We start from the raw sequence: 21,144 nt of genomic DNA, 5'->3' as shown, positions 1-21,144 counted from the left end.
CGCCGTGCCCTGGGCAGGCGCAACCGGAGTGATGTGCAGCGCTACCGCGTCATGCCGGGGCGCACGGGCGGTCGTCCGGCCGGGGGGGGGCGGGGGGGGGGGGGGGGGGGGGGGGGGGGGGGGGGGGGGGGGGGGGGCGGGCCCGGGGGGGGGGGGGGGGGGGGGGGGGGGGGGGGGGGGGGGGGGGGGGGGGGGGCCGGGGGGGGGGGGGGGGGGGGGGGGGGGGGGGGGGGGGGGCCCCGCGCCCCCCCCCGCGCCGAGATGCACGAGCCGCAGGTACGGGGGGAACCCCGGCTCGGTGCAAAAGCCGATGACCAGTCGGCTCATTTCTTACTGCGTCACGGCGGCGGAAAGTGTCACACCCTCGGCGGGAGAATCTTCGCGGGCCGCGAAAGCCCAGGTCAGGAGGGCTGCTCGGAGGGGATGGCGTGGGGTGCGTGGGCCGCGTGAGGCGCCCGCTGCGGGCGGGACTCGTCGGCCTTGGGGGCGTGCGGGGCGTGGTGGCGGTGGTGGGGGCGGTGCGGACCGCGCGAGGGCGGGGCCGCGTGGTCGGCGTCGTCGTCTCCGTCGTCGTCGCCCTTCTTCCCGTTGCCGCCCTTGTCGCCCGTCCCGTTCTTGTCGCCCTTCCCGTTCTTGTCGTTGTCGCCCTTGTCGCTCTTGACGCTGTTGCCGTCCTTGCCGTTCTTGTCGTCGCCCTTGCCGTTCCCGTCGCCCTGGCCGCCGTCGCCGTGCGGGGCGCCCTCGTGGGCGGACTTTCCCGCGTCGCCGTGTTCCCCGCCGTCCCGGCCGCCGTTGCCGGTGCCTGAGAGGAGACCGCCGCAGTACTTCACGACCCGTGACGCTCCCCCGGCCGCCTCCGTGAGCGCGCGTCGGCGGGCGGCGTCGAGGGGCTTGCCGGCCCGCACCTTGCGGCAGGACGCGGCGAGGCGCGACCGGCTCCCGTCGGACCCGCCCGCCTCCCGGCCGCCGGGGCCACGGTCCGCGGACCCCTCGTCGTCCCGCGCGGCGCCGCCGCCGGACGCGTCCGGACCGGCGCCGGGCCCCTTTCCGCCCTGCACGCCGTCCAGGGGGGAGGTCGGGGCGGGCGAACGGTCGGGGGAGGTGGCGGCCGAGGCGGTCACGGCGGGTTCCGGTTCGGTCCGGTCGAACGGCGTCGGAAGCACTCCGGTTCCGGCCGCGACCGCCACCCCGCCGACCATGCCCACGGTCAGCGCGGCGGCCAGACCGAGGCGCAGGGGACGGCTCCAGCGCGCCCGCCGGGCACCTTCGCCGCGCGGGCCTATGCGGACGACGCCGGTGTCGCGGAGCCCGGGTGCGGCACCGTGCCCGAGGGCGGCCCGCGCCTGTGCCGACGCGTCGGCCCGCTCGGCGTTCACCTTGCGGAAGGCGGCCAACGCGGCGGCCTCGCCGGGGAGTTCCTCTTCGGACGGCGCCGGCGGGGGGACCAGCGCGCCGAGGGCCACGACGAGTCGTTCGGCCCGGTCGCGGGCCGCGGGGTCGGCACTCTCCAGACCCTCCAGCGGCTCTCCGCGCAGCAGGAACTCCGCCGTTTCGCGGTCCAGCCACTTGTCCTGCTCGTCGGCCATCACATGTCCTTCTGCGTCCGCGCACGCATATGCGTCACACTCGCGGACGACACCGCACGGCCGTTCGGTTCTCGCTGCGGCGGCAGGGCCTCCAGCCCGCCGCCCGATTCCGGATCGCCGCCCAGGAGCTCGGCCAGCCGCTTCAGGCCGCGGTGCGCCGCCGTGCGGACGGCACCGGGCCGCTTGCCGAGCGTCTCGGCGGCGCTCTTGGCGTCGAGGCCCACCACCACGCGCAGGACCACCGCCTCGGCCTGGTCCTGCGGCAGCCGGGCGATCAGCGAAAGGGTGCTTCCGGTGGCCAGGGCCTCGATCGCCTCGCCCGCGGTGTCGGACTCCGCGGGCCTGCCGGTCAGCTCCGTCTCGTCGCCGCCGATCACCGGGCGGCGTCCGCGCATGCGGATGTGGTCGAGCGCGCGGTTGCGGGCGATGCGGGCGGCCCAGCCGCGGAACCGGTCGGCGTCGCCGTCGAACCGCTCCAGGTCGCGGGCTATCTGCAGCCAGGCCTCGGACGCCACGTCCTCGGCGTCGGACTCGCCGACGAGTGTGCGCACGTACCCCAGCAGTCGCGGATGCACGGCGCGGTACACGGTCCGGAACGCGGACTCGTCCCCGTCCTGCGCCGCGCGCACCGCGACGGTCAGCTCCGCGTCGTCCCCCAGCACCGAGAAGCCTTTCTGCGCCTAAACCGGCGCCGCTCTCGCGGACGTGGTCCTCGCCGTCGTGGTGTCGCATGCGGCCGCGGTGGTCTCCCGCGGCCCCGTCGCGGGGGCGAGCCCCCCGCTGGTCGGCGCGAATGGCACGTTACGTCGTGAAACAGCCACGCGTCCATGTCCCGCTCGCATTGCCGTACAAGATGCAACTAACCCGTGACGCGGTGAGGTGTGACAGAAAACGCAGTCGCGGCGCTGAAGGGAGTACGGGCCGCCGCGCGACCCGTACCGCGCGACGGCCGGGGCCTCTCCTGTGGGGGGTGGCGGCCCCGGCCGTCGCCACGGTCCGCACGTCCGTGCCGGTCCGCCGGACGCCGTCGGTCACGGGTGCCGCGCCGCCGAGGCGTCCCGGCACAGCAGCCGGAGCGACCCGTCCCCAGCGAAGCAGCGGCGGGCCTCGTCGACCGGGTCCCACAGGCGGCCGTCCGGGGTGCGGACCCAGTGGTCTCCGCCGCTCGCCCACCACTCGCCGCCCGTCCGGCGCACGATCACCTCACCGGCGTACGCGCCGAGGTCCCGCAGGGCCGTCTGCACGGCGGCGTACGGCGGCCGTTCGCGCCGGATGCCGTCGATCACCCGGTCGACACGCCACAGACTCTGCTCCGAGTAGTCCAGGCGCAGCCGGGCGCCCTCGCGCAGGGTGGCCACCGCGTCCGCCGCCCATCGCACGGGCTTCGATGCCGCCGCCGGGCGGGTCTGCTGCGGGCCGGTCGATCCGCTCGCCGCCCCGCCGGGTCCAGTCGTCATTCGGCTCGTCAATCCGCTGGTCACAGTCGTCACATGGGCTACAGCGCCGTGGGTCCGCGCCGCGTCACACGCCGGCGCCGGTCGTTCCGCAACCGGCGCAGGACCGCCCCACCTCCCCCACGTCCGCCGCACCGCCGCCGCGCGTTCACCTCACGACGGTCACAGGCGGACCGGGGTTCAGCCCCGTCCGCGCGCCCGGCGGGAGACCACCGCGCGCAGCACCCGGCGCCCTTCCGTGGCGACCTCGAGGGCGGGACGCAGCCCGGCCGCGCCGTGGCCGGCGAGCAGCTCCAGGACGCACGTCTGGCGGCGCAGTTCCGCGGCGACGAGCGGTGACAGTCCCTCCGTGCCGCTGTCGCGGGGGACCTCGGTCCCCGGGGCCGCGTCCGCCGCGGGGTCGAGGAGCCGGTGGATGCGGAGCGAGGCGACGGAACCGGTGTCGGCCCACGTCCGCACCGCCGGTCCGGAGCACTCGTCCGGCGCGGTGGCGAGCATGCGGCGGGCCAGCACCACGGCCTCGTCCTCGCCAGTGGCGCCGGGCCCGGCGAGCCTGTCCCGCACCTGTGCCAGACCCTCGGCCCAGTCGCGTCCGGCCGCGCGGCCGGCGTCGGCGAGGGCCGCCCAGAGGGGTCGGAGCACCTCGTCGTCGCCGTCCAGCAGCGGGACGCAGCGATCCAAACAAGCCAGTCCGCTCGCGGCGAGTCCGCGTGCGTCGGCCCGCGCGATCAGTTCCACCAGGCTCATCGGATGCCTCCCTGTTCCTGCCGCTGCGCCCCGCCCACCACCACGGAGCCCGCACTGACCCTTACTGCGTGCGACGGACCGGGAGTGTCACAGCGGCACGACGCCGAGCAGGTCGAGGAGCCGGAAGAATGGTTTTCGGCCACCGGACGGGCCAGCGCGCCGGCGCCCTGGCCCGCGTCCCCGGCGACGTCGACAGCCGCGTCCCGGCGACATCGGGGCCGGCGTGCGCGTCCGCGGCGGCGCGCGCCCGGGTCGTCGGCCGGCACCTCGGTCAGGTCACCGGCGCTCGCGGTGCGTCCCGCCTCCGCGGCCCGGGCGACGGCGCGTTCGGCGCTGCCGGCCGACTCGGGGAACCAGTCCTCCAGGGTGAGTCCGCCCCGCTCGGCGCTCAGGTACCGGCCGTCACGGTCCGCGCCGGACCGGTCGTCCAGGCACCGCTCCGGCCGACGGCCGCCTCCACGATCACGCAGTCGCCGTCTTCGGACGATCGGCGCGCCGCCACCGGACGCCCGGCGTCAGTCGAGCCGGTCGGCCAGCGCCTTGAAGTCCGCCCAGGACAGCTCGGGCTTGCCGGCGTCCCACAGCTTCTGGACCGTCGCGGCCAGCGGCAGCCTGATGCCCTCGGCGACCTGGGCCTGCGTCTGGGCGTTCGGGAAGTCGCCCCAGACGGCGAAGCTGCCGCCGAGGATCTGGTCGTCGTACTTGGCGTCGACGGGCGTGGTGCCGCGCAGGACGCGCGGGGTCCACTGCTCGTAGATGCGCTCGCCGGTCGGGTAGACGAAGGTCTGCGGCTGGCCGAGCACGTAGTAGAGGAACTCGTCGTTGTAGTTGAGGACCTGGCGGCCGGCGCTCAGGTACTCCGTCGGCGGGCGGGCGCCGATCTCCTTGCCGGTCCAGTAGGCGACCTTGATGTCCTCGACCGGCTCGACGGACGTGTCCTTGAAGAAGCCGTCGTTCCACGCGCGCGGGGTGCGGTGGTGCGCCATGACGGTCTTGGCGCGGCCGTTGAGCCAGCCGGTGGTGAGGTCGGCGACGGTGCCGTCGGAGCCGTAGGCCTTGCGGGCGGCGGCGGCCAGCGTCGGGTAGGACGCCTCCGGGTTCGGCACCACGAGTGCCTGGTACTCGTCGGCGCCCAGGTGGAACTGGGAGCCGGGGAAGAGGTCGGCGTACTCGTTCAGCAGGTCGTCGACGATCTTCGCGGCCTCCGGCTCGGAGATGTCGATGGCCCCGCGGGTGGCCGTGCCCTGCGCGTTGCGCAGTTGCAGGTCGGGGTGGGCGGCGATCACGGCGCCGAGGTGTCCCGGCGAGTCGATCTCGGGGACGACGGTGATGTGCCGCGAGGAGGCGAGATCGATGATCTCCTTCATCTCGGCCTTGGACAGGTGCTCGTCCGAGACGATCTCGGGGTGCGAGTCGGACTCGATGCGGAAGGCCTGGTCGTCGGAGAAGTGCAGACCCAGCTCGTTGTACTTCAGGTCGCCCAGCTCGCGTATCCGGTCCTTGATCCAGTCGGCGTCGTAGTGCTTGCGGGCGATGTCCAGCGAGAAGCCGCGCTTGGGTTTGGCCGGCTCGTCGCGCACCACACCCTCGGGCACGGTGCCGCCGCCGTCCGCCGCCTGCTTGACGGTGCGGGTGCCGTAGTAGACGCCGGCCTCGGAGGGCCCGGTGACGGTGACCCGGCCGTCGCGCACGGTCATGGTGTACGACTCGGGGTTCGCCCCCTTGTCGGCCTTGACGTCGAGCAGCAGGTCCCCGGCCCGCTCGTCGTCCTTCTCCCCCGCGTACGTCATCCCCAGGTCGCCGGCGATCTGCTTCCCCTCGTCGGCGAGTCCGGCGTCGGCGACCACCACCCGATGGTCCTCGGCGGGCTGCCAGCCGGGACCGCGGGCCGCGGTGTGCTCGCGCACGGCGGGTATGGTGCGCGGCTCCTTGGACAGCGGGTAGGAGCGGCTGGGGCTGGGCGCGGCCGCCTCGTCCGTCCGGGTCGCCGCACCCTGTGGGCCGCCGCCGTCGCCGTCTCCGTCGGCGGCCCACAGCCCGGCTCCGACGCCCAGCGCGGCGACGACCGCGCCGGCTATGACGGCCCGCTGTCTCGTCTTGTGTGCCGGTGACCGGCTTCCGTGCTGGCTCACAGCGTCAACTTAAGGTCGCCGTTGCCATCATGCGTCCACCACATGTTCTGAAACTCTCCCGTTCGGGTGAAATTCGGGCATCGGACGGACACGTGTTGCCGTCACTCGATAACGTGACGCCACATCTTTCGCACAATCCCCTGCCGACACACACGTGAAGCCCACGAGGACCCACGCTGCCTGCGCACCGTCTCCCAGACCTCCCCCGCCGAGTGGCCATACCGGTACCGGAGCAAACACGCGCCACACCGGTGACGGCCACACCGCTGGGGCGCTTCAACACGGCATCCGCCGAAGAGGCCGCCCGGACCCTTCTCGCCTGCCTGAGCAGCCGCGCCTGGGCCCACCGTCTCGCCTCCCACCGCCCGTACCCGGACCTGCCCGCCCTCCTGGCGGCGGCGGACGAGGCGGCCTACGACCTCTCCCCGGACGACCTGACCGAGGCCCTGGCGGCGGAGACGCTGCCCGCCCTGCCCGAGGACACGTACGCGGCCGCCCACACGGCCCTGAGCGCGGCCCACGCGGCCTACGAGTCCCGCTTCGGACACGTGTTCGTCATCAGCCTGGCCGGCCTGTCCCCGGACGAGACCCTGGACCACGTACTGACAGCCATCCGGTCACGTTTGAACAACGACCCGGACGAAGAACGCCTGGTAGCGGCGGAGGAACTCCGGCACCTGGCGAGAGGCAGATTGATCAGCACGCTCAGGGGCGCGGGGAACTGCGCGACCAGCCACTGACCACCCGCACCCGGCAAACCACCCAAACCCCCGCCCCAGTGGCCGCCCGGCACCCACCCCACTGCTCCTTTGAGTGCAACTTTGATCACACAAGCAGGCCCCCCGTAAGCACCGCAGGTACACGTCGCTACCATGCTGGGGGCCGGTGGACCGTACCCGGCCGGGCCCGACCGACAAGGAAAGCCGGCGCGGCCCCAACCCCCGCTCCCGGAGGAAATTTCCGTGCCGGCTGGAACGCTGTACCGCGGCCGGGAAGGAATGTGGTCCTGGGTGGCTCACCGAGTCACCGGCGTCCTCATCTTCTTCTTCCTGTTCGTTCACGTGCTGGACACCTCTCTCGTACGGGTGTCCCCCGAGGCCTACGACACCGTCGTGGCCACGTACAAGACGCCGATCGTCGCGCTGCTGGAGTACGGCCTCGTCGCCGCCATCCTCTTCCACGCGCTCAACGGCCTGCGTGTCATCGCCGTCGACTTCTGGGTCAAGGGCGCCCGCTACCAGAAGCAGATGCTCTGGACCGTCGTCGCCCTGTGGGTCGTGCTGATGCTCGGGGCGATCTACCCCGTCCTCGGCCACGCCGCTCGTGAACTGTTCGGGAGCTGACGCCAATGTCCACGACTGAATCCCCCGCTTCCGGGATCGGCCCCGTCGAGGGTGCCTCCCTCTACTCGGCCGACAACCCGGCGCTGCTCATCGAAGCGCCCCGCGCCCGCACGAAGAAGTCCCCGAAGTCCACCCGGGGCAACTTCGAGATGGCCGCCTGGCTCTTCATGCGCCTGTCCGGCGTCGTGCTGGTCGTCCTGGTCCTCGGCCACCTGCTGATCCAGCTGGTGCTCGACGGCGGTGTCTCCAAGATCGGCTTCGCCTTCGTGGCCGGCCGCTGGGCCTCCCCGTTCTGGCAGGTCTGGGACCTCCTGATGCTCTGGCTCGCGATGCTGCACGGCGCGAACGGCCTGCGCACGGTCATCAACGACTACGCGGAGCGTCCGAACACCCGCCTGTGGCTCAAGGGCCTGCTCTACACCGCCACGGTGTTCACCATCCTGCTGGGCACGCTGGTGATCTTCACCTTCGACCCGAACATCCGCTAGGCACGGGGCTGCGAAAATCATGAAGGTACACAAGTACGACACCGTCATCGTCGGCGCCGGTGGCGCCGGCATGCGCGCGGCCATCGAGTCGACCAAGCGCAGCCGCACCGCCGTGCTGACGAAGCTCTACCCCACCCGCTCCCACACGGGCGCCGCGCAGGGCGGCATGGCCGCCGCGCTGGCCAACGTGGAGGAGGACAACTGGGAGTGGCACACCTTCGACACGGTCAAGGGCGGTGACTACCTGGTCGACCAGGACGCCGCCGAGATCCTGGCGAAGGAGGCCATCGACTCGGTCCTCGACCTGGAGAAGATGGGCCTGCCGTTCAACCGGACCCCGAACGGCACGATCGACCAGCGCCGCTTCGGCGGGCACAGCCGCAACCACGGTGAGGCCCCGGTCCGCCGGTCCTGCTACGCGGCCGACCGCACCGGTCACATGATCCTCCAGACGCTGTACCAGAACTGCGTGAAGGAGGGCGTGGAGTTCTTCAACGAGTTCTACGTCCTCGACCAGCTGATCACCGAGGTCGACGGCGTCAAGAAGTCGGCCGGTGTGGTGGCCTACGAGCTGGCGACCGGCGAGATCCACGTCTTCCAGGCGAAGTCCGTGATCTACGCCTCCGGCGGCACCGGCAAGTTCTTCAAGGTGACCTCCAACGCGCACACCCTGACCGGTGACGGCCAGGCGGCCGTGTACCGGCGCGGGCTGCCGCTGGAGGACATGGAGTTCTTCCAGTTCCACCCGACCGGCATCTGGCGCATGGGCATCCTGCTGACGGAGGGCGCCCGCGGTGAGGGCGGCATCCTCCGCAACAAGGACGGCGAGCGCTTCATGGAGAAGTACGCGCCGGTCATGAAGGACCTCGCGTCCCGTGACGTCGTCTCGCGCTCCATCTACACGGAGATCCGCGAGGGCCGCGGCTGCGGTCCCGAGGGCGACCACGTCTACCTGGACCTCACCCACCTCCCGCCGGAGCAGCTGGACGCCAAGCTGCCCGACATCACGGAGTTCGCGCGGACCTACCTCGGCATCGAGCCCTACACGGACCCGATCCCGATCCAGCCGACCGCGCACTACGCCATGGGCGGCATCCCGACCAACGTCGAGGGTGAGGTCCTCGCGGACAACACCACCGTCGTCCCCGGCCTGTACGCGGCCGGCGAGGTCGCCTGCGTGTCCGTGCACGGCGCCAACCGCCTGGGCACCAACTCGCTGCTCGACATCAACGTCTTCGGCCGCCGCGCGGGCATCGCCGCCGCGGAGTACGCGCAGAAGGCGGACTTCGTCGAGCTGCCCGAGGACCCGGAGTCCCTGGTCGTCGAGCAGATCGAGCGGCTGCGCTCGTCCACCGGCACCGAGCGGGTGGCGACGATCCGCCGCGAGCTTCAGGAGTGCATGGACGCCAACGTCATGGTGTTCCGCACCGAGCAGACGATCAAGACGGCCGTCGAGAAGATCGCCGAGCTGCGCGCCCGCTACAAGAACGTGTCGATCCAGGACAAGGGCCGGCGTTTCAACACCGACCTGCTGGAGGCCGTCGAGCTGGGCAACCTGCTGGACCTGGCCGAGGTGATGGCGGTGTCCGCCCTCGCCCGCAAGGAGTCGCGCGGCGGCCACTACCGCGAGGACTTCCCCAACCGCGACGACGTCAACTTCATGCGCCACACCATGGCGTACCGCGAGGTGGGCGACGACGGCGCCGAGTCCATCCGGCTCGACTACAAGCCGGTCGTCCAGACCCGCTACCAGCCGATGGAGCGTAAGTACTGATGGCTACCCCTGTCATGGAGAAGAGCGACAAGGCCCCCGAGCCCGGCTTCGCCGACTCCCCGTACATCACGGTCACCTTCCGCGTCCGGCGGTTCAACCCCGAGGTCGCCGCCGACGCGACCTGGGAGGACTTCCAGCTGGAGATCGACCCGAAGGAGCGCGTCCTCGACGCGCTGCACAAGATCAAGTGGGACCTGGACGGAAGCCTGACCTTCCGCCGTTCCTGCGCGCACGGCATCTGCGGCTCGGACGCCATGCGGATCAACGGCAAGAACCGTCTGGCCTGCAAGACGCTGATCAAGGACCTCAGCCCCGAGAAGCCGATCACGGTCGAGCCCATAAAGGGCCTGACGGTCCTCAAGGACCTGGTCGTCGACATGGAGCCGTTCTTCCAGGCGTACCGGGACGTGATGCCCTTCCTGATCACGAAGGACACCAACGAGCCGACGCGTGAGCGCCTCCAGTCCGCCGAGGACCGTGAGCGCTTCGACGACACGACCAAGTGCATCCTGTGCGCCGCCTGCACGTCGTCGTGCCCGGTGTTCTGGAACGACGGCCAGTACTTCGGTCCGGCCGCGATCGTCAACGCCCACCGCTTCATCTTCGACTCGCGCGACGAGGCCGGCGAGCAGCGGCTGGAGATCCTGAACGACCGCGACGGCGTGTGGCGCTGCCGTACGACCTTCAACTGCACGGACGCCTGCCCGCGCGGCATCGAGGTCACCAAGGCCATCGCGGAGGTGAAGCGAGCGCTGATCACGCGCCGCTTCTGACGTCCGTCCGGCCGTAGCCGCCGCAGGGCCCCGTCTCCCGCCGGAGACGGGGCCCTGCGGCGTTCCCGCGGCCTCCTGGGGCCCGGCCGCGCCGTCCCCGCCGCCGTCGCTGCGGCCGGACGGCGTAAGCCCGCAGCGGGCTCGCAGGGGCAATCAGCCGTTCCGGCCGACGATCGTCCTAGCCTGACGCCATGTCAGATGACGAGTCGTACGAACTGCTCGGGTTCGACAACGTGCTGCTGCCCGTCGGGGACCTCGGCGAGGCCGTCGGGTTCTACGAGCGGGCCGGCTTCCCGGTCGCCTACCGGCTCGACGAGGCCGGGATCGCGCTGCTGAAGGCGGGCGTGGAGACACCGGGGCTGCTGCTGCGGGCGGAGGAGGAGTTCGGCCGGCAGCCCCCGATGTGGCCCTCGGCGCGGGTGTGGCTGGAGGTCACCGACGCCCGCCTGGCCGCCCGCGCGCTGCGCGAGGCGGGGGTGCGGCCGCTGGACGAGCCGTTCCCCGTGGCCACCGGCTGGACCGTCGAGTTCGCCGATCCGTGGGGCAACGTCATCGGCCTCACCGACTACTCGAAGCGGCCGGAGCTGGGCCGCCGCCCCTGAGCCGCCCACGTCGGCGAATTCGGGCTTGAACGTGTTCAAAAACAGGTCTACAGTCCTTCCCGTCAGCGTTTTGAACGCGTTCAAGAAGGGGTGGGGCATGGACCGCACCGTCATCGCCTACGTCATCTACCTGGTCGTCAGCATCGGTCTGACCGTCTGGGTGGCCCGCACGCTCAGCCGCAACGGACGGGTCTTCCTCTCCGACGTCCTGCACGGCAACGAGAAGCTCGCCGACGCCGTCAACCACCTCCTGGTGGTCGGCTTCTACCTCGTCAACCTCGGCTTCGTCGCCCTCTACCTGAGCGGCGACGACACCATCGCCGACACCCGGGGCATCTTCGAGGCGCTCTCGACCAAGCTCGGCGTGGTGCTGCTGGTGCTCGGCGTGATGCACCTGGGCAACGTGTACGTGCTCAACAAGATCCGGCGGCGCGGCCTGATGGAGCGCGAGCAGCTGCCCCCCGTCCCGCCGCAGGGCTGGGTGGCCCCGACGGCCGGGGCCTGACCCGATGGCTCCCGCTCCGGGGACGACGGCCGGCGCCCCCGTGCGCCGGCTCACCGTCCTCTACGACGCCGAGTGCGCCCTGTGCGTCCACGTGCGGGACTGGCTGCTGCGCCAGCCCCGGCTGGTGCCGCTGGAGCTGGTCCCGGCCGCGTCCGCCGAGGCCCGCCGGCGCTTTCCCGGGCTCGACCACGGCTCCACCCTCGACGAGGTCACCGCCGTGGGCGACGCCGGGCAGGTGTACCGGGGCGCCGCCGCCTGGGTGGTCGTCCTGTGGGCGCTGCGCGGGTACCGCAGGCTCGCCCACCGCCTCAGCACGCCCAAGGGCGCCCTGCTGGCCCGGGGGGCCGTCCTGGCCGCCGCCAAGTGGCGCGCCGGGCAGCGGCAGTGGGGCGGCAACGGGTACCGCCGGGCCGACGGCTGGGTCTACGAGCCGGGTCTAGGGTGGATCTACGCCGGGCCGGGCTGTGACGACGGCACCTGCGCCACTGGATAGGCTCTGGACCCGTGCCTGCGACCAACGACGGCCCCGACGACGGCGCCCACCTCAGCAAGTCCGAGCAGACCCGCGCGCTGATCCTGGAGACGGCCATGCGGCTGTTCCAGGAACGCGGTTACGACCGGACCACGATGCGGGCCATCGCCCAGGAGGCCGGGGTCTCCGTCGGCAACGCGTACTACTACTTCGCCGGCAAGGAACACCTGATCCAGGGCTTCTACGACCGGATCGCCGCCGAGCACCGGGCGGCGGTCCGCGAGGTCCTGGCCAGGGAGACCGATCTGGAGGCACGGCTGGCGGGCGTGCTGAAGGTCTGGCTGGACATCGCCACGCCGTACCACGAGTTCGCGGTGCAGTTCTTCAAGAACGCCGCCGACCCGGACAGCCCGCTCAGCCCCTTCTCGCCGGAGTCGGAGCACGCGCGCGTGGAGGCCATCGGCATCCACCGCGCGGTCCTGGCCGGGGCGAGGACCAAGGTGCCCGACGAGCTGCGGGACATCCTGCCCGAGCTGATGTGGCTCTCCCAGATGGGCCTCGTGCTGTACTGGATCTTCGACCGCACCGAGGGCCGCGAGCGCAGCTACCGTCTCGCCGAGCGCGGCGCCCGGCTCACCGCCCGGGGCGTCGTGCTGGCCCGCTTCCGGGTGCTGCGCCCGCTGGTGCGCGAGGTGCACGAGCTGTTCACTGACTTCCTGCCGGGCATGACCAAGGCGTTTCCCGACCCGGCCGGCCGCAGGCCCGCGGATCAGGCCTGACGGGACGCCAGCTCGATCACCGTGATGTCCGAGGGCGCCCCCACACGCGTGGGCGGGCCCCAGGCGCCCGCGCCGCGGCTGACGTAGAGCTGCGTGTCGCCGTAGCGCTCCAGCCCGGCCAGCGTCGGGTTGGCGGCGCCCGCGATGAGGTTGCCGGGCCAGAGCTGGCCGCCGTGGGTGTGGCCGGAGAGCTGGAGGTCGACGCCGTGGTCGACGGCGTCGTGGATCTGCACCGGCTGGTGGGCGAGGAGCACGCAGGCGCGGGAGCGGTCCCGGTCGCCGAGGGCCTTGGCGTAGTCGGGGCCCTGGCCCTCGTCCTCGCCCGCCACGTCGTTGACGCCGGCGAGGTCGAAGTGGGGCAGTTCGGTGCGGGCGTTCTCCAGCGGGAGCAGCCCGAGCCGCCGCACCTCGGCGACCCACTGCTCGGCGCCGGAGAAGTACTCGTGGTTCCCGGTGACGAAGTACGCGCCGTGCCGGGCCTGCAACCCGGACAGCGGCGCGGCGGCCGGGCCGAGGTCCTTCACGCTGCCGTCGACCAGGTCGCCGACGACGGCGATCAGGTCGGGCTGCGTGGAGTTGACGGTGTCGACGACCTTCTGGGCGAAGCCCCGCCCGAGCACCGGGCCCAGGTGGATGTCGCTGACGACGGCGATGCGGAAACCGTGCGCCGCGCGCGGGAGCTTGGCCAGCGGCACGGTGACCCGCTTCACCTTCGGGCCGCTCAGCACGCCGTACGTGCCGTAGCCCACCGTGCCGACGGCCGCCGCCGCGGCCGCGCCGGCGACGACGCGGGAGACGAACAGGCGGCGGGAGGGGAGGGCCAGGGGGCTCGGAGAGCCGCTTCCCGGGGCGGGGTCCGGCGCGTCGAGCACGTCTGGCGTGTCCGGCGTGTCGGTCTCCGGCGTGTCGGTCTCCGGCGTGTCGGTCTCCGGCGTGTCGGTCTCCGGCCTGCCGGGCTCGGGCGGATCGGACGTCTCGCGTGCCTCGGATGCCCCGGACGCCCCGGACGCCTTCGGCGGGGCCGCTCCCCCCGCCGTTATGCGCTCCGCGTCAGCGGCGGCCGACGGCTCCGCCGCCTCCCCGGTCCGCCGCGCGGCCGCCCGGCGTTCCAGGAGCCGCAGCAGCAGCGGCCGGACGACCTCGCCCGCGATCACCGCGAGCAGCAGGTAGATCGACAGGGCCAGCCACAGGAAGCCCGGCCAGGCGAGGACCCGCTGGAGCCAGAACGGGGCGCCGGTGCGCTCGGCGACCAGGGCTCCGACCGCCAGCACCCAGCCTCCGGCGATCACGGCCGCGCCGATCCGGCGCGCGGGGCCCCCAGCGCGGGTCGTGTCACGGAACAGGCGCAGCCACAGGTACCGGTTGGCCGCCACGAGGACGCCCACCACCAGCAACGCGACCAGCACGAAGACGACCACCATGCCGTCGTATCCCCTCGGTTGTGACGCCCGGGACGCCCGGGACGTCCTCGACGCCTATGACGTTCGGCGCAGTGCGCGCACCCCGCGCAACCCGATGATCCCGACGACCGTCCCCAATACGAAGGAGACGATCGCGAGCAGCAGGTGCACCCAGAAGTAGGCCGTCGGGTCGCCGTCCTCAAAAGCGAGCCCGCTGCCGTCCTTGACCAGGTTTTTGACGAAAGTGATCCAGATGATCCAGCTCCACACCCCGAAAGCGAGCAGGAACCAGGAGACGGGGCGGCTGAGCTTCACAAGAACGGACCTTTCCTCAGAACGCCGTGCACCCGCGACCGGCCGGGGGTCCGGGGGTGGTCCCCCGGATGAGCACGGCACGGGTTCAGTATCTCCGCCGCGTGTCCGGAACCGTACGCGGGGTGGGGAGGGGGCTGGGACGGCTCCGCCCGCGGAGGGTACGTTTCCGCTCGTGCCCGCTCCCAAGAAGGCCCTCAGGCGCTCCCTGACGGTCACCTCCGCCGCCCTGACCGCTCTGGCCGTCCTCTCCCCCGCCGCGCTCGCCGCACCCGACCCGTCGGCGAGTCCGTCGACGAGCCCCTCGGCCACTCCCCCGGCGTCGATGTCGACGGTCGGCGGCCCGCGGCTCGGAAAGCCCGGGACGCAGGTGGGGCTGGCGGGCGGTGCGCCCGTGCTGCCGAAGGACCTCACCGCCCGGTCGTGGATCGTGGCGGACGCCGAGTCGGGCGACGTGCTGGCCGCGCACAACGCGCACTGGCGGCTGGCTCCGGCGAGCACCCTGAAGATGCTGTTCGCGGACACGCTGCTGCCGAAGTGGCCCAAGACGACGAAGCGCAAGGTCGAGGTCTCCGACCTCGCGGGCATCGGCGCCGGGTCCAGCCTGGTCGGGGTCAAGGAGGAGGAGACCTACACCGTCCACGACCTGTGGCTCGGGGTCTTCCTGCGCTCCGGCAACGACGCGGTGCACGTCCTGTCCGCCATGAACGGCGGTGTCGACCGGACCGTCGACGACATGAACGCCCACGCCGAGGAACTCCAGGCCCTCGACACCACCGCCGTCAGCCCCGACGGCTACGACATGCCGGGGCAGGTGTCCTCCGCGTACGACCTCACGCTGTTCGCCCGTTCGGGGCTGCAGAAGAAGGACTTCCGCGAGTACGCCTCCACCGTCCGGGCGAAATTCCCGGGCGTGACGGAGAAGGACAAGAAGGGCAAGACGTCCCGCAAGCCCTTCGAGATCCAGAACACCAACCGGCTCCTGTCCGGCGACTACGACATCGACGTCTACCCGGGCATCGCGGGCGTGAAGAACGGCAACACCACCAACGCGGGCTCCACCTTCACGGGCGTCGCCGAGCGCGACGGCCGGGTGCTGCTCGTCACCGTGATGCATCCGGCGAAGGACGAGCACAACGAGGTCTACAAGGAGACCGCCCGGCTCTTCGACTGGGGCTTCGAGGCGGCCGGCAAGGTGCAGCCGGTGGGGCAGCTGGTGGGCCCCAGGAGCGCCGGCCAGGGAAGTCCCGCGCCGGACGCCTCCGGGGAGGCCGGGGGCACCGGCAGGGGCTCCGCGGGCACGAAGCCGGTGGCGGCGACGACCGGGGGCGGGGCCGGCGGGGTCGGGATCGCGGCGGGCATCACCGCCGGGGTGCTGGTGCTGCTCGCGGGCGGCGTGTTCCTGATCAACCGGAAGTGGCCGCTGCCGGACCTGGTCCGCCGCCGCTCCCGTCCGTGACCCCGTCGTCCGCGACCTCCTCCCGCTTGCTGCCCGTCGCCGTCCAGGAGGCGCAGTACAGCACCAGCTTCGCGGTGAAGTTGATCCACAGCAGGAGGGCGACGGGGACGCCGAAGGCGCCGTACATGCTCTTCGCCGCGACGCCCTGGATGTAGCCGCTGATCAGCAGCTTCAGCAGTTCGAAGCCGATCGCTCCGGTCAGCGCGGCCACCACCAGGCGGCGGCGTTCGGGCTGGACGCCGGGGAACAGGGTCAGCACGTAGAGCAGCAGCAGGAAGTCGGCCAGCACGGCGACGGCGAAGGCGGCGACGTAGAGCAGGACGCCGCCGAAGCCGCCCTCGGCGAGGCCGAGGGTGCGGATGATCCAGCCGACCAGCGCCGAGGCGACGGTGGAGATGCCGACGGTGATCAGCAGGGCGCCGCCGAGGCCGAGGAGGACACCCCCGTCCTTGACCCGGTGCAGGATCGGGTTGTCCTCCTCGTCGGGCAGCTCCCAGACGGCCCGCAGGCAGTCCCGGGTGGCCTCGACCCAGCCCATGCCGGTGAACAGCAGCAGCAGGGCGGAGATCACGCCGACGGTTCCGGCGTTGTCGACGAGGCCCTGGATGTTCAGCTGGTCGGAGATGCCGGGGATCTGGTCGGCGAGCTTGTCCTGGAGCTTGTCCTGCTGCTCCTTGGTGAGCGTGGCGGCGGCGACGGCGGCGGCCAGGCTCAGCAGCGGGAAGAGCGCGACGAAGCTGGTGAAGGTCATGGCGGCGGCCAGCCGGGTCCACTTGACCCGGTCGAGACGCTCGTACGAACGCCACGCGTGCGTGATCATCAGGCGCGCGATCCAGGGCCCCACGACGGGGATCTTCTTCAGCCAGTCCATGATCCGACCCTGCCCCCGCTCGTCCCGTTCCATGATCCCGTCCGGCCGCCGGACCGGCCGCCGGATCCGCCGACGCACCCGGCGGGAGCGGTCCCGGACCGGAAGACCAGTGTCCTTGTGCCCCAGAAGCGCAGGATCGTGCCCAGGAACATGCCGACCCCTGCGCCGGAGACCGTGTCGGCGCGCTGCGAGGTGAGACCGAGCCCGTAGTGGCTGACGACCAGGCAGAGCAGCTGTACGGCCGCGCCCGCGGCGTTCACGGCGAAGAACACGGCGCAGGGGCGCAGGCCGCGGGGGCGGCGGACGTGGCGGTAGGTGCCCAGCGCGTTGCCCGCGTAGGCGACCGAACAGGCGGCGACGAAGGAGAGGGCCTTGGCGGTGAGCGGGCCGAGGCCGGCCGGGCCGCGCAGGCAGGTGAAGAGGCCGAGGTCGACGGCCCAGGCGAGCAGACCGACGGAGGCGAAGCCCAGCAGTTCGCGCCGGCCGGCTACCAATTGGCCACCGCCAGGCCGTACATCGCGAGCCAGACCGCGCCGATCAGCGCGAGAGCGCGGTCGCGCAGGACGACGTCCTCGGGCTCGCCCGCGGTGCCGCGGTCGGCGAAGACGGCGTAGCGCAGGACGGCGAGGACGAAGGCCACCATGGACAGCTGGCGCCAGGGCAGCACGCTGGTGTGCGGGACGCCGCCCTCCTCCATGGCCCACAGGCAGTAGCCGAGCACGGCGACGCCGGCGGCGAGCTGCCAGACGAAGCGGAGGTAGCCGGTGGTGTACTCGGTGAGCAGGGCGCGGGTGGCGCCCGCCTTCCCGGCCATCTGCACGGCTTCGGAGTACCGCTTGGCGGCGACCATGAACAGGGCGCCGAAACCGGTCGTGATGAGGAACCAGCGCGACAGCGGGATGCCGAGCGCGAGCCCGCCGATCATCGCCCGCATCAGGAAGCCGGTGGTGACGACGGCGAGGTCGACGACCAGGACGTGCTTGAGGCTGACGCAGTACGCCAGTTGCATCACCAGGTAGGCGGTCAGCAGGGCCGCGACGGGCGGCGGGCACAGCCAGGCCGCGGCGACGGGCGCGAGGAGGCCGAGGACGCCGCCGACGGCGTAGGCGAGCGGCACCGGGACCTGACCGGCGGCGACCGGGCGGCGCCGTTTGACGGGGTGGGCGCGGTCGGCCTCGGCGTCGCGGGCGTCGTTGACGAGGTAGACGGCGGCGGCGCAGGCGGTGAACAGCACGAAGACGAGTGCGAGGCGGGTCAGGGCGTGGACGGAGAACAGCTCGCCCGCGGCGGCCGGGGCGGCGACGACCAGGACGTTCTTGACCCACTGGCGGGGGCGTGCGGTGCGCAGCAGCCCGGCCGGGACGCCTCCCTTGCGGGGCGGCGCGGGCTTCCGTCCCCGGTCCGAGGCACGTGGGGGCAGGACGGCGGTGTCGGTGGGGGCCGTGTCGGCGAGGGTCGTGTCGGTCAACGGGTGCCTCCGCGCATCCAGTCGGCGCCGAGCCGGGCGGTGAGCGCGCCGAGGGCGGCGCCCGCCGCGACGTCGGAGGGGTAGTGGACGCCGGCGACCAGCCGGGAGGCGCACACGGCGGCGGCGAGCGGCCAGGCGGCCCGCACCCCGAGCGCCCCGAAGACGACGGCGGCCGCGGTGGCCGAGGTGGCGTGGGAGCTGGGGAAGGAGTGCCGGCCCGCGGTGCGCACCAGGGGCACGACGTGCGCGGGGCGGGGGCGGCGTACGACGCGCTTCACCCCCATGCTGACGAGGTGGGCGCCGGCGGTGAGCGCGGTGCCGCGCAGCCAGGCCGTGCGCCGGGGCGCGTCCACGGCGGCCGCGGTGAGACCCGCCGCGAGCCACAGCGCCCCGTGCTCCCCCGCCCAGGACAGGGCGCGCGCCGCGCCCGCGACGCGCGGGTCGGTGCCGCAGGCCCTGAGCGCGGTGACGATCCGGTGGTCCATGTCGTCGAGGTCGTCCATGTGGACTCACTGTTCCCGCCCGCGCCACGGGAAGGTGGGCACTCCGGAGCGACATACCATTAATCACCCGTTTCAGGGACGGCCTGAATGTTTTGGAACTAATCATTCACATAGGGGCGATACGGTCACCGCCATGTCTGCCGACACCGTTCCCGACACCGACCGGGACCCCGGCGCCCACCGCCCCGACGCCGACTGGGGCACCGTCACCGGCTGGGGCCGCACCGCGCCCACGGGGGCGCTCGTCGTCCGTCCGCGGACGTACGAGGAGGCGGCCGTCGCCGTCCGGGACTGCGGGGCGCGCGGCGGCATCGCGCGCGGGCTCGGGCGGGCGTACGGGGACGCGGCGCAGAACGCGGGGGGCGCCGTGCTCGACATGACGGCCCTGGACCGCGTGCACGCGATCGACGCCGCCGGCGGCACCGTGCTGTGCGACGCCGGGGTCTCCCTGCACCGGCTGATGGAGGTGCTGCTGCCGCTCGGCTGGTTCGTGCCGGTGACGCCCGGCACCCGTTACGTGACGGTCGGCGGGGCGATCGGCGCGGACATCCACGGCAAGAACCACCACGTGTCGGGGTCCTTCGCGCGGCACGTGCTCTCCCTGGAGCTGCTCACCGCCGACGGCACGGTCCGTACCGTCACCCCGGGCACCCCCCTGTTCGACGCGACCGCGGGCGGCATGGGGCTGACCGGGGTGATCCTCACCGCGACGCTGCGGCTCCAGCCGGTCGAGACGGCCCTGATGTCGGTGGACACCGAGCGGGCCGCCGACCTGGACGACCTGATGGCCCGGCTGACCGCCACCGACCACCGCTACCGCTACTCGGTCGCCTGGATCGACCTGCTCGCCCGCGGCAGGGCGACCGGCCGCGCGGTGCTCACCCGCGGCGACCACGCCCCGCTGGACGCGCTGCCGGCCCGCTCGCGCGCCCGGCGGGCGCCGCTGGCCTTCCGCACCTCCCGCCTGCCGGCCGCCCCCGACCTCGTGCCGGACGGACTGCTCGGCCGGACGACGGTGGGCCTGTTCAACGAGGTCTGGTACCGCAAGGCCCCCCGGGTGAGCCGGGGCCGGCTCCAGCGGATCTCCACGTTCTTCCACCCGCTGGACGGCGTCCCGCACTGGAACCGGGTCTACGGCCGGGGCGGCTTCGTGCAGTACCAGTTCGTCGTCGGGCACGGCCGGGAGGAGGCCCTGCGCGCGATCGTGCGGCGCATCTCCGCCCGCCGCTGCCCGTCCTTCCTCGCCGTCCTCAAGCGCTTCGGCGAGGCCGACCCGGGCTGGCTCTCCTTCCCCGTCCCGGGCTGGACCCTCGCCCTCGACATCCCGGCCGGGCTGCCCGGCCTCGGCGCGTTCCTGGACGAGCTGGACGGGGAGGTCGCGGACGCGGGCGGCCGGGTCTACCTCGCCAAGGACTCCCGGCTGCGCCCCGAGCTGCTCGCCGCGATGTACCCGCGCCTGGACGACTTCCGCGCCCTGCGCGCGGAGCTGGACCCGCGCGGGGTGTTCGTCTCCGACCTGGCCCGCCGCCTCGCGCTGTGACGCCCCTGCCCGCACCGACCTGTCTGGAGCAGTCGTGAAGGACGCCTTCGGCCTCCCCCAGTCCCTCCTCGTCCTCGGCGGTACGTCCGAGATCGCGCTCGCCACGGTGCGCCGCCTGGTGGCCCGCCGCACCCGCACGGTGTGGCTGGCCGGGCGGCCCTCCCCCGCCCTGGACGCGGCCGCCGAGCAGCTGCGCGGCCTCGGCGCCGAGGTGCGCACCACCGCCTTCGACGCGCTGGACCCCGAGTCCCACGACGCGGCGCTCGGCAAGGTGTTCGCCGAGGGCGACATCGATCTGGTGCTGCTCGCCTTCGGCATCCTCGGCGACCAGGCGCACGACGAGCGCGAGCCGCTGAACGCCGTGCGGGTCGCGCAGACCAACTACACCGGCGCGGTCTCCGCCGGGCTGGTCGCCGCCCGTTCACTCCAGGCGCAGGGGCACGGTTCGCTGGTGGTGCTCTCCTCCGTCGCCGGGGAGCGGGCCCGCCGCGCCAACTTCATCTACGGCTCCAGCAAGGCCGGCCTGGACGCCTTCGCGCAGGGTCTGGGCGACGCGCTGCACGGCACGGGCGTGCACGTCATGGTCGTACGCCCCGGGTTCGTTCGGTCGCGGATGACCGAGGGGATGGAGGAGGCGCCGCTCGCCACGACGCCCGAGGCGGTCGCGACGGCCATCGAGCTGGGGCTGCGCCGGCGCTCGGAGACGGTGTGGGTGCCGGGGGCGCTGCGGGTGGTGATGTCGGCGGTGCGGCACCTGCCGCGGGCGGTGTTCCGGCGGCTGCCGGTGTGAGGCGCCGGACGGCTACCCGGCGGCTGGCAGTGCTGCAGTGGGCGGCCTTCCGGCGGCGGGCGGTGTGAGGCCGCGAGGGCGGTCTTCGGGGCGGCTGGCCGGCCGAGACCGCGGGCGGTGCTGCGACGGCGGGCGGTGCGAGGCGG

The 21,144-nt window shown here is 73.0% G+C and carries 23 protein-coding genes; 12 read left to right on the top strand and 11 right to left on the bottom strand.

Annotated elements, in window-relative coordinates; all coding sequences use genetic code 11:
- Window positions 1-401 precede the first annotated feature (401 nt).
- The 5 genes from ACIBCJ_RS27085 to ACIBCJ_RS27065 form a co-directional block, all read right to left on the bottom strand.
- Entirely contained in the window at window positions 402-1,586 is a 1,185-nt protein-coding gene (locus tag ACIBCJ_RS27085; protein ID WP_365980482.1) for a hypothetical protein, read from the bottom strand.
- Window positions 1,586-2,248 carry an RNA polymerase sigma factor gene (locus tag ACIBCJ_RS27080; RefSeq protein ID WP_362502775.1) on the bottom strand — a complete coding sequence of 221 codons (663 nt, stop codon included), beginning with the start codon at window positions 2,246-2,248 and terminating at the stop codon, window positions 1,586-1,588. Before ACIBCJ_RS27080 ends, ACIBCJ_RS27085 begins: the two co-directional genes overlap by 1 nt.
- A 369-nt stretch (window positions 2,249-2,617) precedes the next feature.
- Window positions 2,618-3,043 (bottom strand): hypothetical protein, encoded by a 426-nt coding sequence (locus ACIBCJ_RS27075; RefSeq protein ID WP_362103576.1) that lies wholly within the window; start codon window positions 3,041-3,043, stop codon window positions 2,618-2,620.
- Window positions 3,044-3,220: 177 nt separating this feature from the next.
- Complete coding sequence (locus ACIBCJ_RS27070) at window positions 3,221-3,787, bottom strand: hypothetical protein (protein WP_365980480.1); 567 nt, start codon at window positions 3,785-3,787, stop codon at window positions 3,221-3,223.
- A gap of 515 nt (window positions 3,788-4,302) precedes the next feature.
- On the bottom strand, window positions 4,303-5,919 hold the full coding sequence (locus tag ACIBCJ_RS27065; protein ID WP_365980479.1) for a glycoside hydrolase family 20 protein: 1,617 nt from the start codon (window positions 5,917-5,919) through the stop codon (window positions 4,303-4,305).
- 212 nt (window positions 5,920-6,131) lie between these two features.
- Here ACIBCJ_RS27065 and ACIBCJ_RS27060 point away from each other — a divergent pair, with 212 nt between their 5' ends.
- From ACIBCJ_RS27060 to ACIBCJ_RS27020, 9 genes are all read left to right on the top strand, one after another.
- Window positions 6,132-6,659 carry a 2-oxo-4-hydroxy-4-carboxy-5-ureidoimidazoline decarboxylase gene (locus tag ACIBCJ_RS27060; RefSeq protein WP_399283472.1) on the top strand — a complete coding sequence of 176 codons (528 nt, stop codon included), beginning with the start codon at window positions 6,132-6,134 and terminating at the stop codon, window positions 6,657-6,659.
- A 222-nt stretch (window positions 6,660-6,881) separates the two neighbouring features.
- The gene (sdhC, locus tag ACIBCJ_RS27055) at window positions 6,882-7,262 is read left to right on the top strand and encodes a succinate dehydrogenase, cytochrome b556 subunit (protein ID WP_133887798.1); all 381 of its coding nucleotides are present in this window, start codon (window positions 6,882-6,884) and stop codon (window positions 7,260-7,262) included.
- A 5-nt stretch (window positions 7,263-7,267) separates the two neighbouring features.
- Window positions 7,268-7,750, top strand: a complete 483-nt coding sequence (locus ACIBCJ_RS27050) for a succinate dehydrogenase hydrophobic membrane anchor subunit (RefSeq protein WP_365980478.1) — start codon at window positions 7,268-7,270, stop codon at window positions 7,748-7,750.
- 19 nt (window positions 7,751-7,769) lie between these two features.
- Complete coding sequence (gene sdhA / locus ACIBCJ_RS27045; RefSeq protein WP_007444153.1) at window positions 7,770-9,524, top strand: succinate dehydrogenase flavoprotein subunit; 1,755 nt, start codon at window positions 7,770-7,772, stop codon at window positions 9,522-9,524.
- Window positions 9,524-10,297 carry a succinate dehydrogenase iron-sulfur subunit gene (locus tag ACIBCJ_RS27040; protein WP_362103573.1) on the top strand — a complete coding sequence of 258 codons (774 nt, stop codon included), beginning with the start codon at window positions 9,524-9,526 and terminating at the stop codon, window positions 10,295-10,297. Before sdhA ends, ACIBCJ_RS27040 begins: the two co-directional genes overlap by 1 nt.
- A 191-nt stretch (window positions 10,298-10,488) precedes the next feature.
- Window positions 10,489-10,899: a VOC family protein gene (locus ACIBCJ_RS27035; RefSeq protein WP_362103572.1), complete on the top strand. Its 411-nt coding sequence runs from the start codon at window positions 10,489-10,491 to the stop codon at window positions 10,897-10,899.
- A gap of 97 nt (window positions 10,900-10,996) precedes the next feature.
- Window positions 10,997-11,404 (top strand): hypothetical protein, encoded by a 408-nt coding sequence (locus tag ACIBCJ_RS27030; RefSeq protein WP_362103571.1) that lies wholly within the window; start codon window positions 10,997-10,999, stop codon window positions 11,402-11,404.
- A 4-nt stretch (window positions 11,405-11,408) separates the two neighbouring features.
- Window positions 11,409-11,897, top strand: coding sequence for a DCC1-like thiol-disulfide oxidoreductase family protein (locus tag ACIBCJ_RS27025; protein WP_362103570.1), 489 nt, complete (start codon window positions 11,409-11,411; stop codon window positions 11,895-11,897).
- 11 nt (window positions 11,898-11,908) lie between these two features.
- Complete coding sequence (locus tag ACIBCJ_RS27020; protein ID WP_362103569.1) at window positions 11,909-12,655, top strand: TetR family transcriptional regulator; 747 nt, start codon at window positions 11,909-11,911, stop codon at window positions 12,653-12,655.
- On the opposite strand, the gene ACIBCJ_RS27015 is transcribed toward ACIBCJ_RS27020, so the two are convergent.
- Together ACIBCJ_RS27015 and ACIBCJ_RS27010 are read right to left on the bottom strand one after the other, a co-directional pair.
- On the bottom strand, window positions 12,646-14,076 hold the full coding sequence (locus tag ACIBCJ_RS27015) for a metallophosphoesterase (protein WP_365980477.1): 1,431 nt from the start codon (window positions 14,074-14,076) through the stop codon (window positions 12,646-12,648). The two genes, ACIBCJ_RS27020 and ACIBCJ_RS27015, sit on opposite strands and share 10 nt — an antisense overlap.
- Before the next feature lie 54 nt (window positions 14,077-14,130).
- The gene (locus tag ACIBCJ_RS27010) at window positions 14,131-14,370 is read right to left on the bottom strand and encodes an SCO4848 family membrane protein (protein ID WP_133887790.1); all 240 of its coding nucleotides are present in this window, start codon (window positions 14,368-14,370) and stop codon (window positions 14,131-14,133) included.
- Window positions 14,371-14,542: 172 nt separating this feature from the next.
- Between ACIBCJ_RS27010 and ACIBCJ_RS27005 the strand changes: the two genes are divergently transcribed.
- Window positions 14,543-15,826, top strand: coding sequence for a D-alanyl-D-alanine carboxypeptidase (locus tag ACIBCJ_RS27005; RefSeq protein ID WP_362103566.1), 1,284 nt, complete (start codon window positions 14,543-14,545; stop codon window positions 15,824-15,826).
- Here ACIBCJ_RS27005 and ACIBCJ_RS27000 read toward each other — a convergent pair.
- The 4 genes from ACIBCJ_RS27000 to ACIBCJ_RS26985 are packed head-to-tail and all read right to left on the bottom strand — an operon-like array spanning window position 15,774 to window position 18,668.
- Window positions 15,774-16,697, bottom strand: a complete 924-nt coding sequence (locus tag ACIBCJ_RS27000) for a YihY/virulence factor BrkB family protein (protein WP_362103565.1) — start codon at window positions 16,695-16,697, stop codon at window positions 15,774-15,776. The two genes, ACIBCJ_RS27005 and ACIBCJ_RS27000, sit on opposite strands and share 53 nt — an antisense overlap.
- On the bottom strand, window positions 16,685-17,191 hold the full coding sequence (locus ACIBCJ_RS26995) for a GtrA family protein (RefSeq protein ID WP_365980476.1): 507 nt from the start codon (window positions 17,189-17,191) through the stop codon (window positions 16,685-16,687). Before ACIBCJ_RS26995 ends, ACIBCJ_RS27000 begins: the two co-directional genes overlap by 13 nt.
- Complete coding sequence (locus ACIBCJ_RS26990) at window positions 17,185-18,117, bottom strand: decaprenyl-phosphate phosphoribosyltransferase (RefSeq protein ID WP_365980508.1); 933 nt, start codon at window positions 18,115-18,117, stop codon at window positions 17,185-17,187. Before ACIBCJ_RS26990 ends, ACIBCJ_RS26995 begins: the two co-directional genes overlap by 7 nt.
- A gap of 44 nt (window positions 18,118-18,161) precedes the next feature.
- The gene (locus ACIBCJ_RS26985; protein ID WP_362103563.1) at window positions 18,162-18,668 is read right to left on the bottom strand and encodes a phosphatase PAP2 family protein; all 507 of its coding nucleotides are present in this window, start codon (window positions 18,666-18,668) and stop codon (window positions 18,162-18,164) included.
- A gap of 133 nt (window positions 18,669-18,801) precedes the next feature.
- Here ACIBCJ_RS26985 and ACIBCJ_RS26980 point away from each other — a divergent pair, with 133 nt between their 5' ends.
- Together ACIBCJ_RS26980 and ACIBCJ_RS26975 are read left to right on the top strand one after the other, a co-directional pair.
- Window positions 18,802-20,208 carry an FAD-binding oxidoreductase gene (locus tag ACIBCJ_RS26980; RefSeq protein ID WP_365980475.1) on the top strand — a complete coding sequence of 469 codons (1,407 nt, stop codon included), beginning with the start codon at window positions 18,802-18,804 and terminating at the stop codon, window positions 20,206-20,208.
- Window positions 20,209-20,242: 34 nt separating this feature from the next.
- A complete protein-coding gene (locus ACIBCJ_RS26975; RefSeq protein WP_362103561.1) occupies window positions 20,243-20,998 on the top strand; it encodes a decaprenylphospho-beta-D-erythro-pentofuranosid-2-ulose 2-reductase in 756 nt (251 codons plus the stop codon).
- Window positions 20,999-21,144 lie beyond the last annotated feature (146 nt).

The organism is Streptomyces sp. NPDC051136, assembly GCF_044455745.1.
In the GTDB taxonomy this organism is placed as follows: domain Bacteria; phylum Actinomycetota; class Actinomycetes; order Streptomycetales; family Streptomycetaceae; genus Streptomyces.
The sequence above is the reverse complement of the archived record's forward strand: the minus strand, read 5'-3'. Positions and strand labels throughout refer to the sequence as shown.

What these genes read in the sequence shown, in the direction of transcription:
- ACIBCJ_RS26985 (WP_362103563.1), bottom strand. Translation starts at nt 18,668, where the DNA reads ATGGACGACCTCGACGACATGGACCACCGGATCGTCACCGCGCTCAGG.
- ACIBCJ_RS27035 (WP_362103572.1), top strand. Translation starts at nt 10,489, where the DNA reads ATGTCAGATGACGAGTCGTACGAACTGCTCGGGTTCGACAACGTGCTG.
- ACIBCJ_RS27025 (WP_362103570.1), top strand. Translation starts at nt 11,409, where the DNA reads ATGGCTCCCGCTCCGGGGACGACGGCCGGCGCCCCCGTGCGCCGGCTC.
- sdhA (WP_007444153.1), top strand. Translation starts at nt 7,770, where the DNA reads ATGAAGGTACACAAGTACGACACCGTCATCGTCGGCGCCGGTGGCGCC.
- ACIBCJ_RS27000 (WP_362103565.1), bottom strand. Translation starts at nt 16,697, where the DNA reads ATGGACTGGCTGAAGAAGATCCCCGTCGTGGGGCCCTGGATCGCGCGC.
- ACIBCJ_RS26980 (WP_365980475.1), top strand. Translation starts at nt 18,802, where the DNA reads ATGTCTGCCGACACCGTTCCCGACACCGACCGGGACCCCGGCGCCCAC.
- ACIBCJ_RS27085 (WP_365980482.1), bottom strand. Translation starts at nt 1,586, where the DNA reads ATGGCCGACGAGCAGGACAAGTGGCTGGACCGCGAAACGGCGGAGTTC.
- ACIBCJ_RS27015 (WP_365980477.1), bottom strand. Translation starts at nt 14,076, where the DNA reads ATGGTGGTCGTCTTCGTGCTGGTCGCGTTGCTGGTGGTGGGCGTCCTC.
- ACIBCJ_RS27050 (WP_365980478.1), top strand. Translation starts at nt 7,268, where the DNA reads ATGTCCACGACTGAATCCCCCGCTTCCGGGATCGGCCCCGTCGAGGGT.
- ACIBCJ_RS27070 (WP_365980480.1), bottom strand. Translation starts at nt 3,787, where the DNA reads ATGAGCCTGGTGGAACTGATCGCGCGGGCCGACGCACGCGGACTCGCC.
- ACIBCJ_RS27075 (WP_362103576.1), bottom strand. Translation starts at nt 3,043, where the DNA reads ATGACGACTGGACCCGGCGGGGCGGCGAGCGGATCGACCGGCCCGCAG.
- ACIBCJ_RS27040 (WP_362103573.1), top strand. Translation starts at nt 9,524, where the DNA reads ATGGCTACCCCTGTCATGGAGAAGAGCGACAAGGCCCCCGAGCCCGGC.
- ACIBCJ_RS27030 (WP_362103571.1), top strand. Translation starts at nt 10,997, where the DNA reads ATGGACCGCACCGTCATCGCCTACGTCATCTACCTGGTCGTCAGCATC.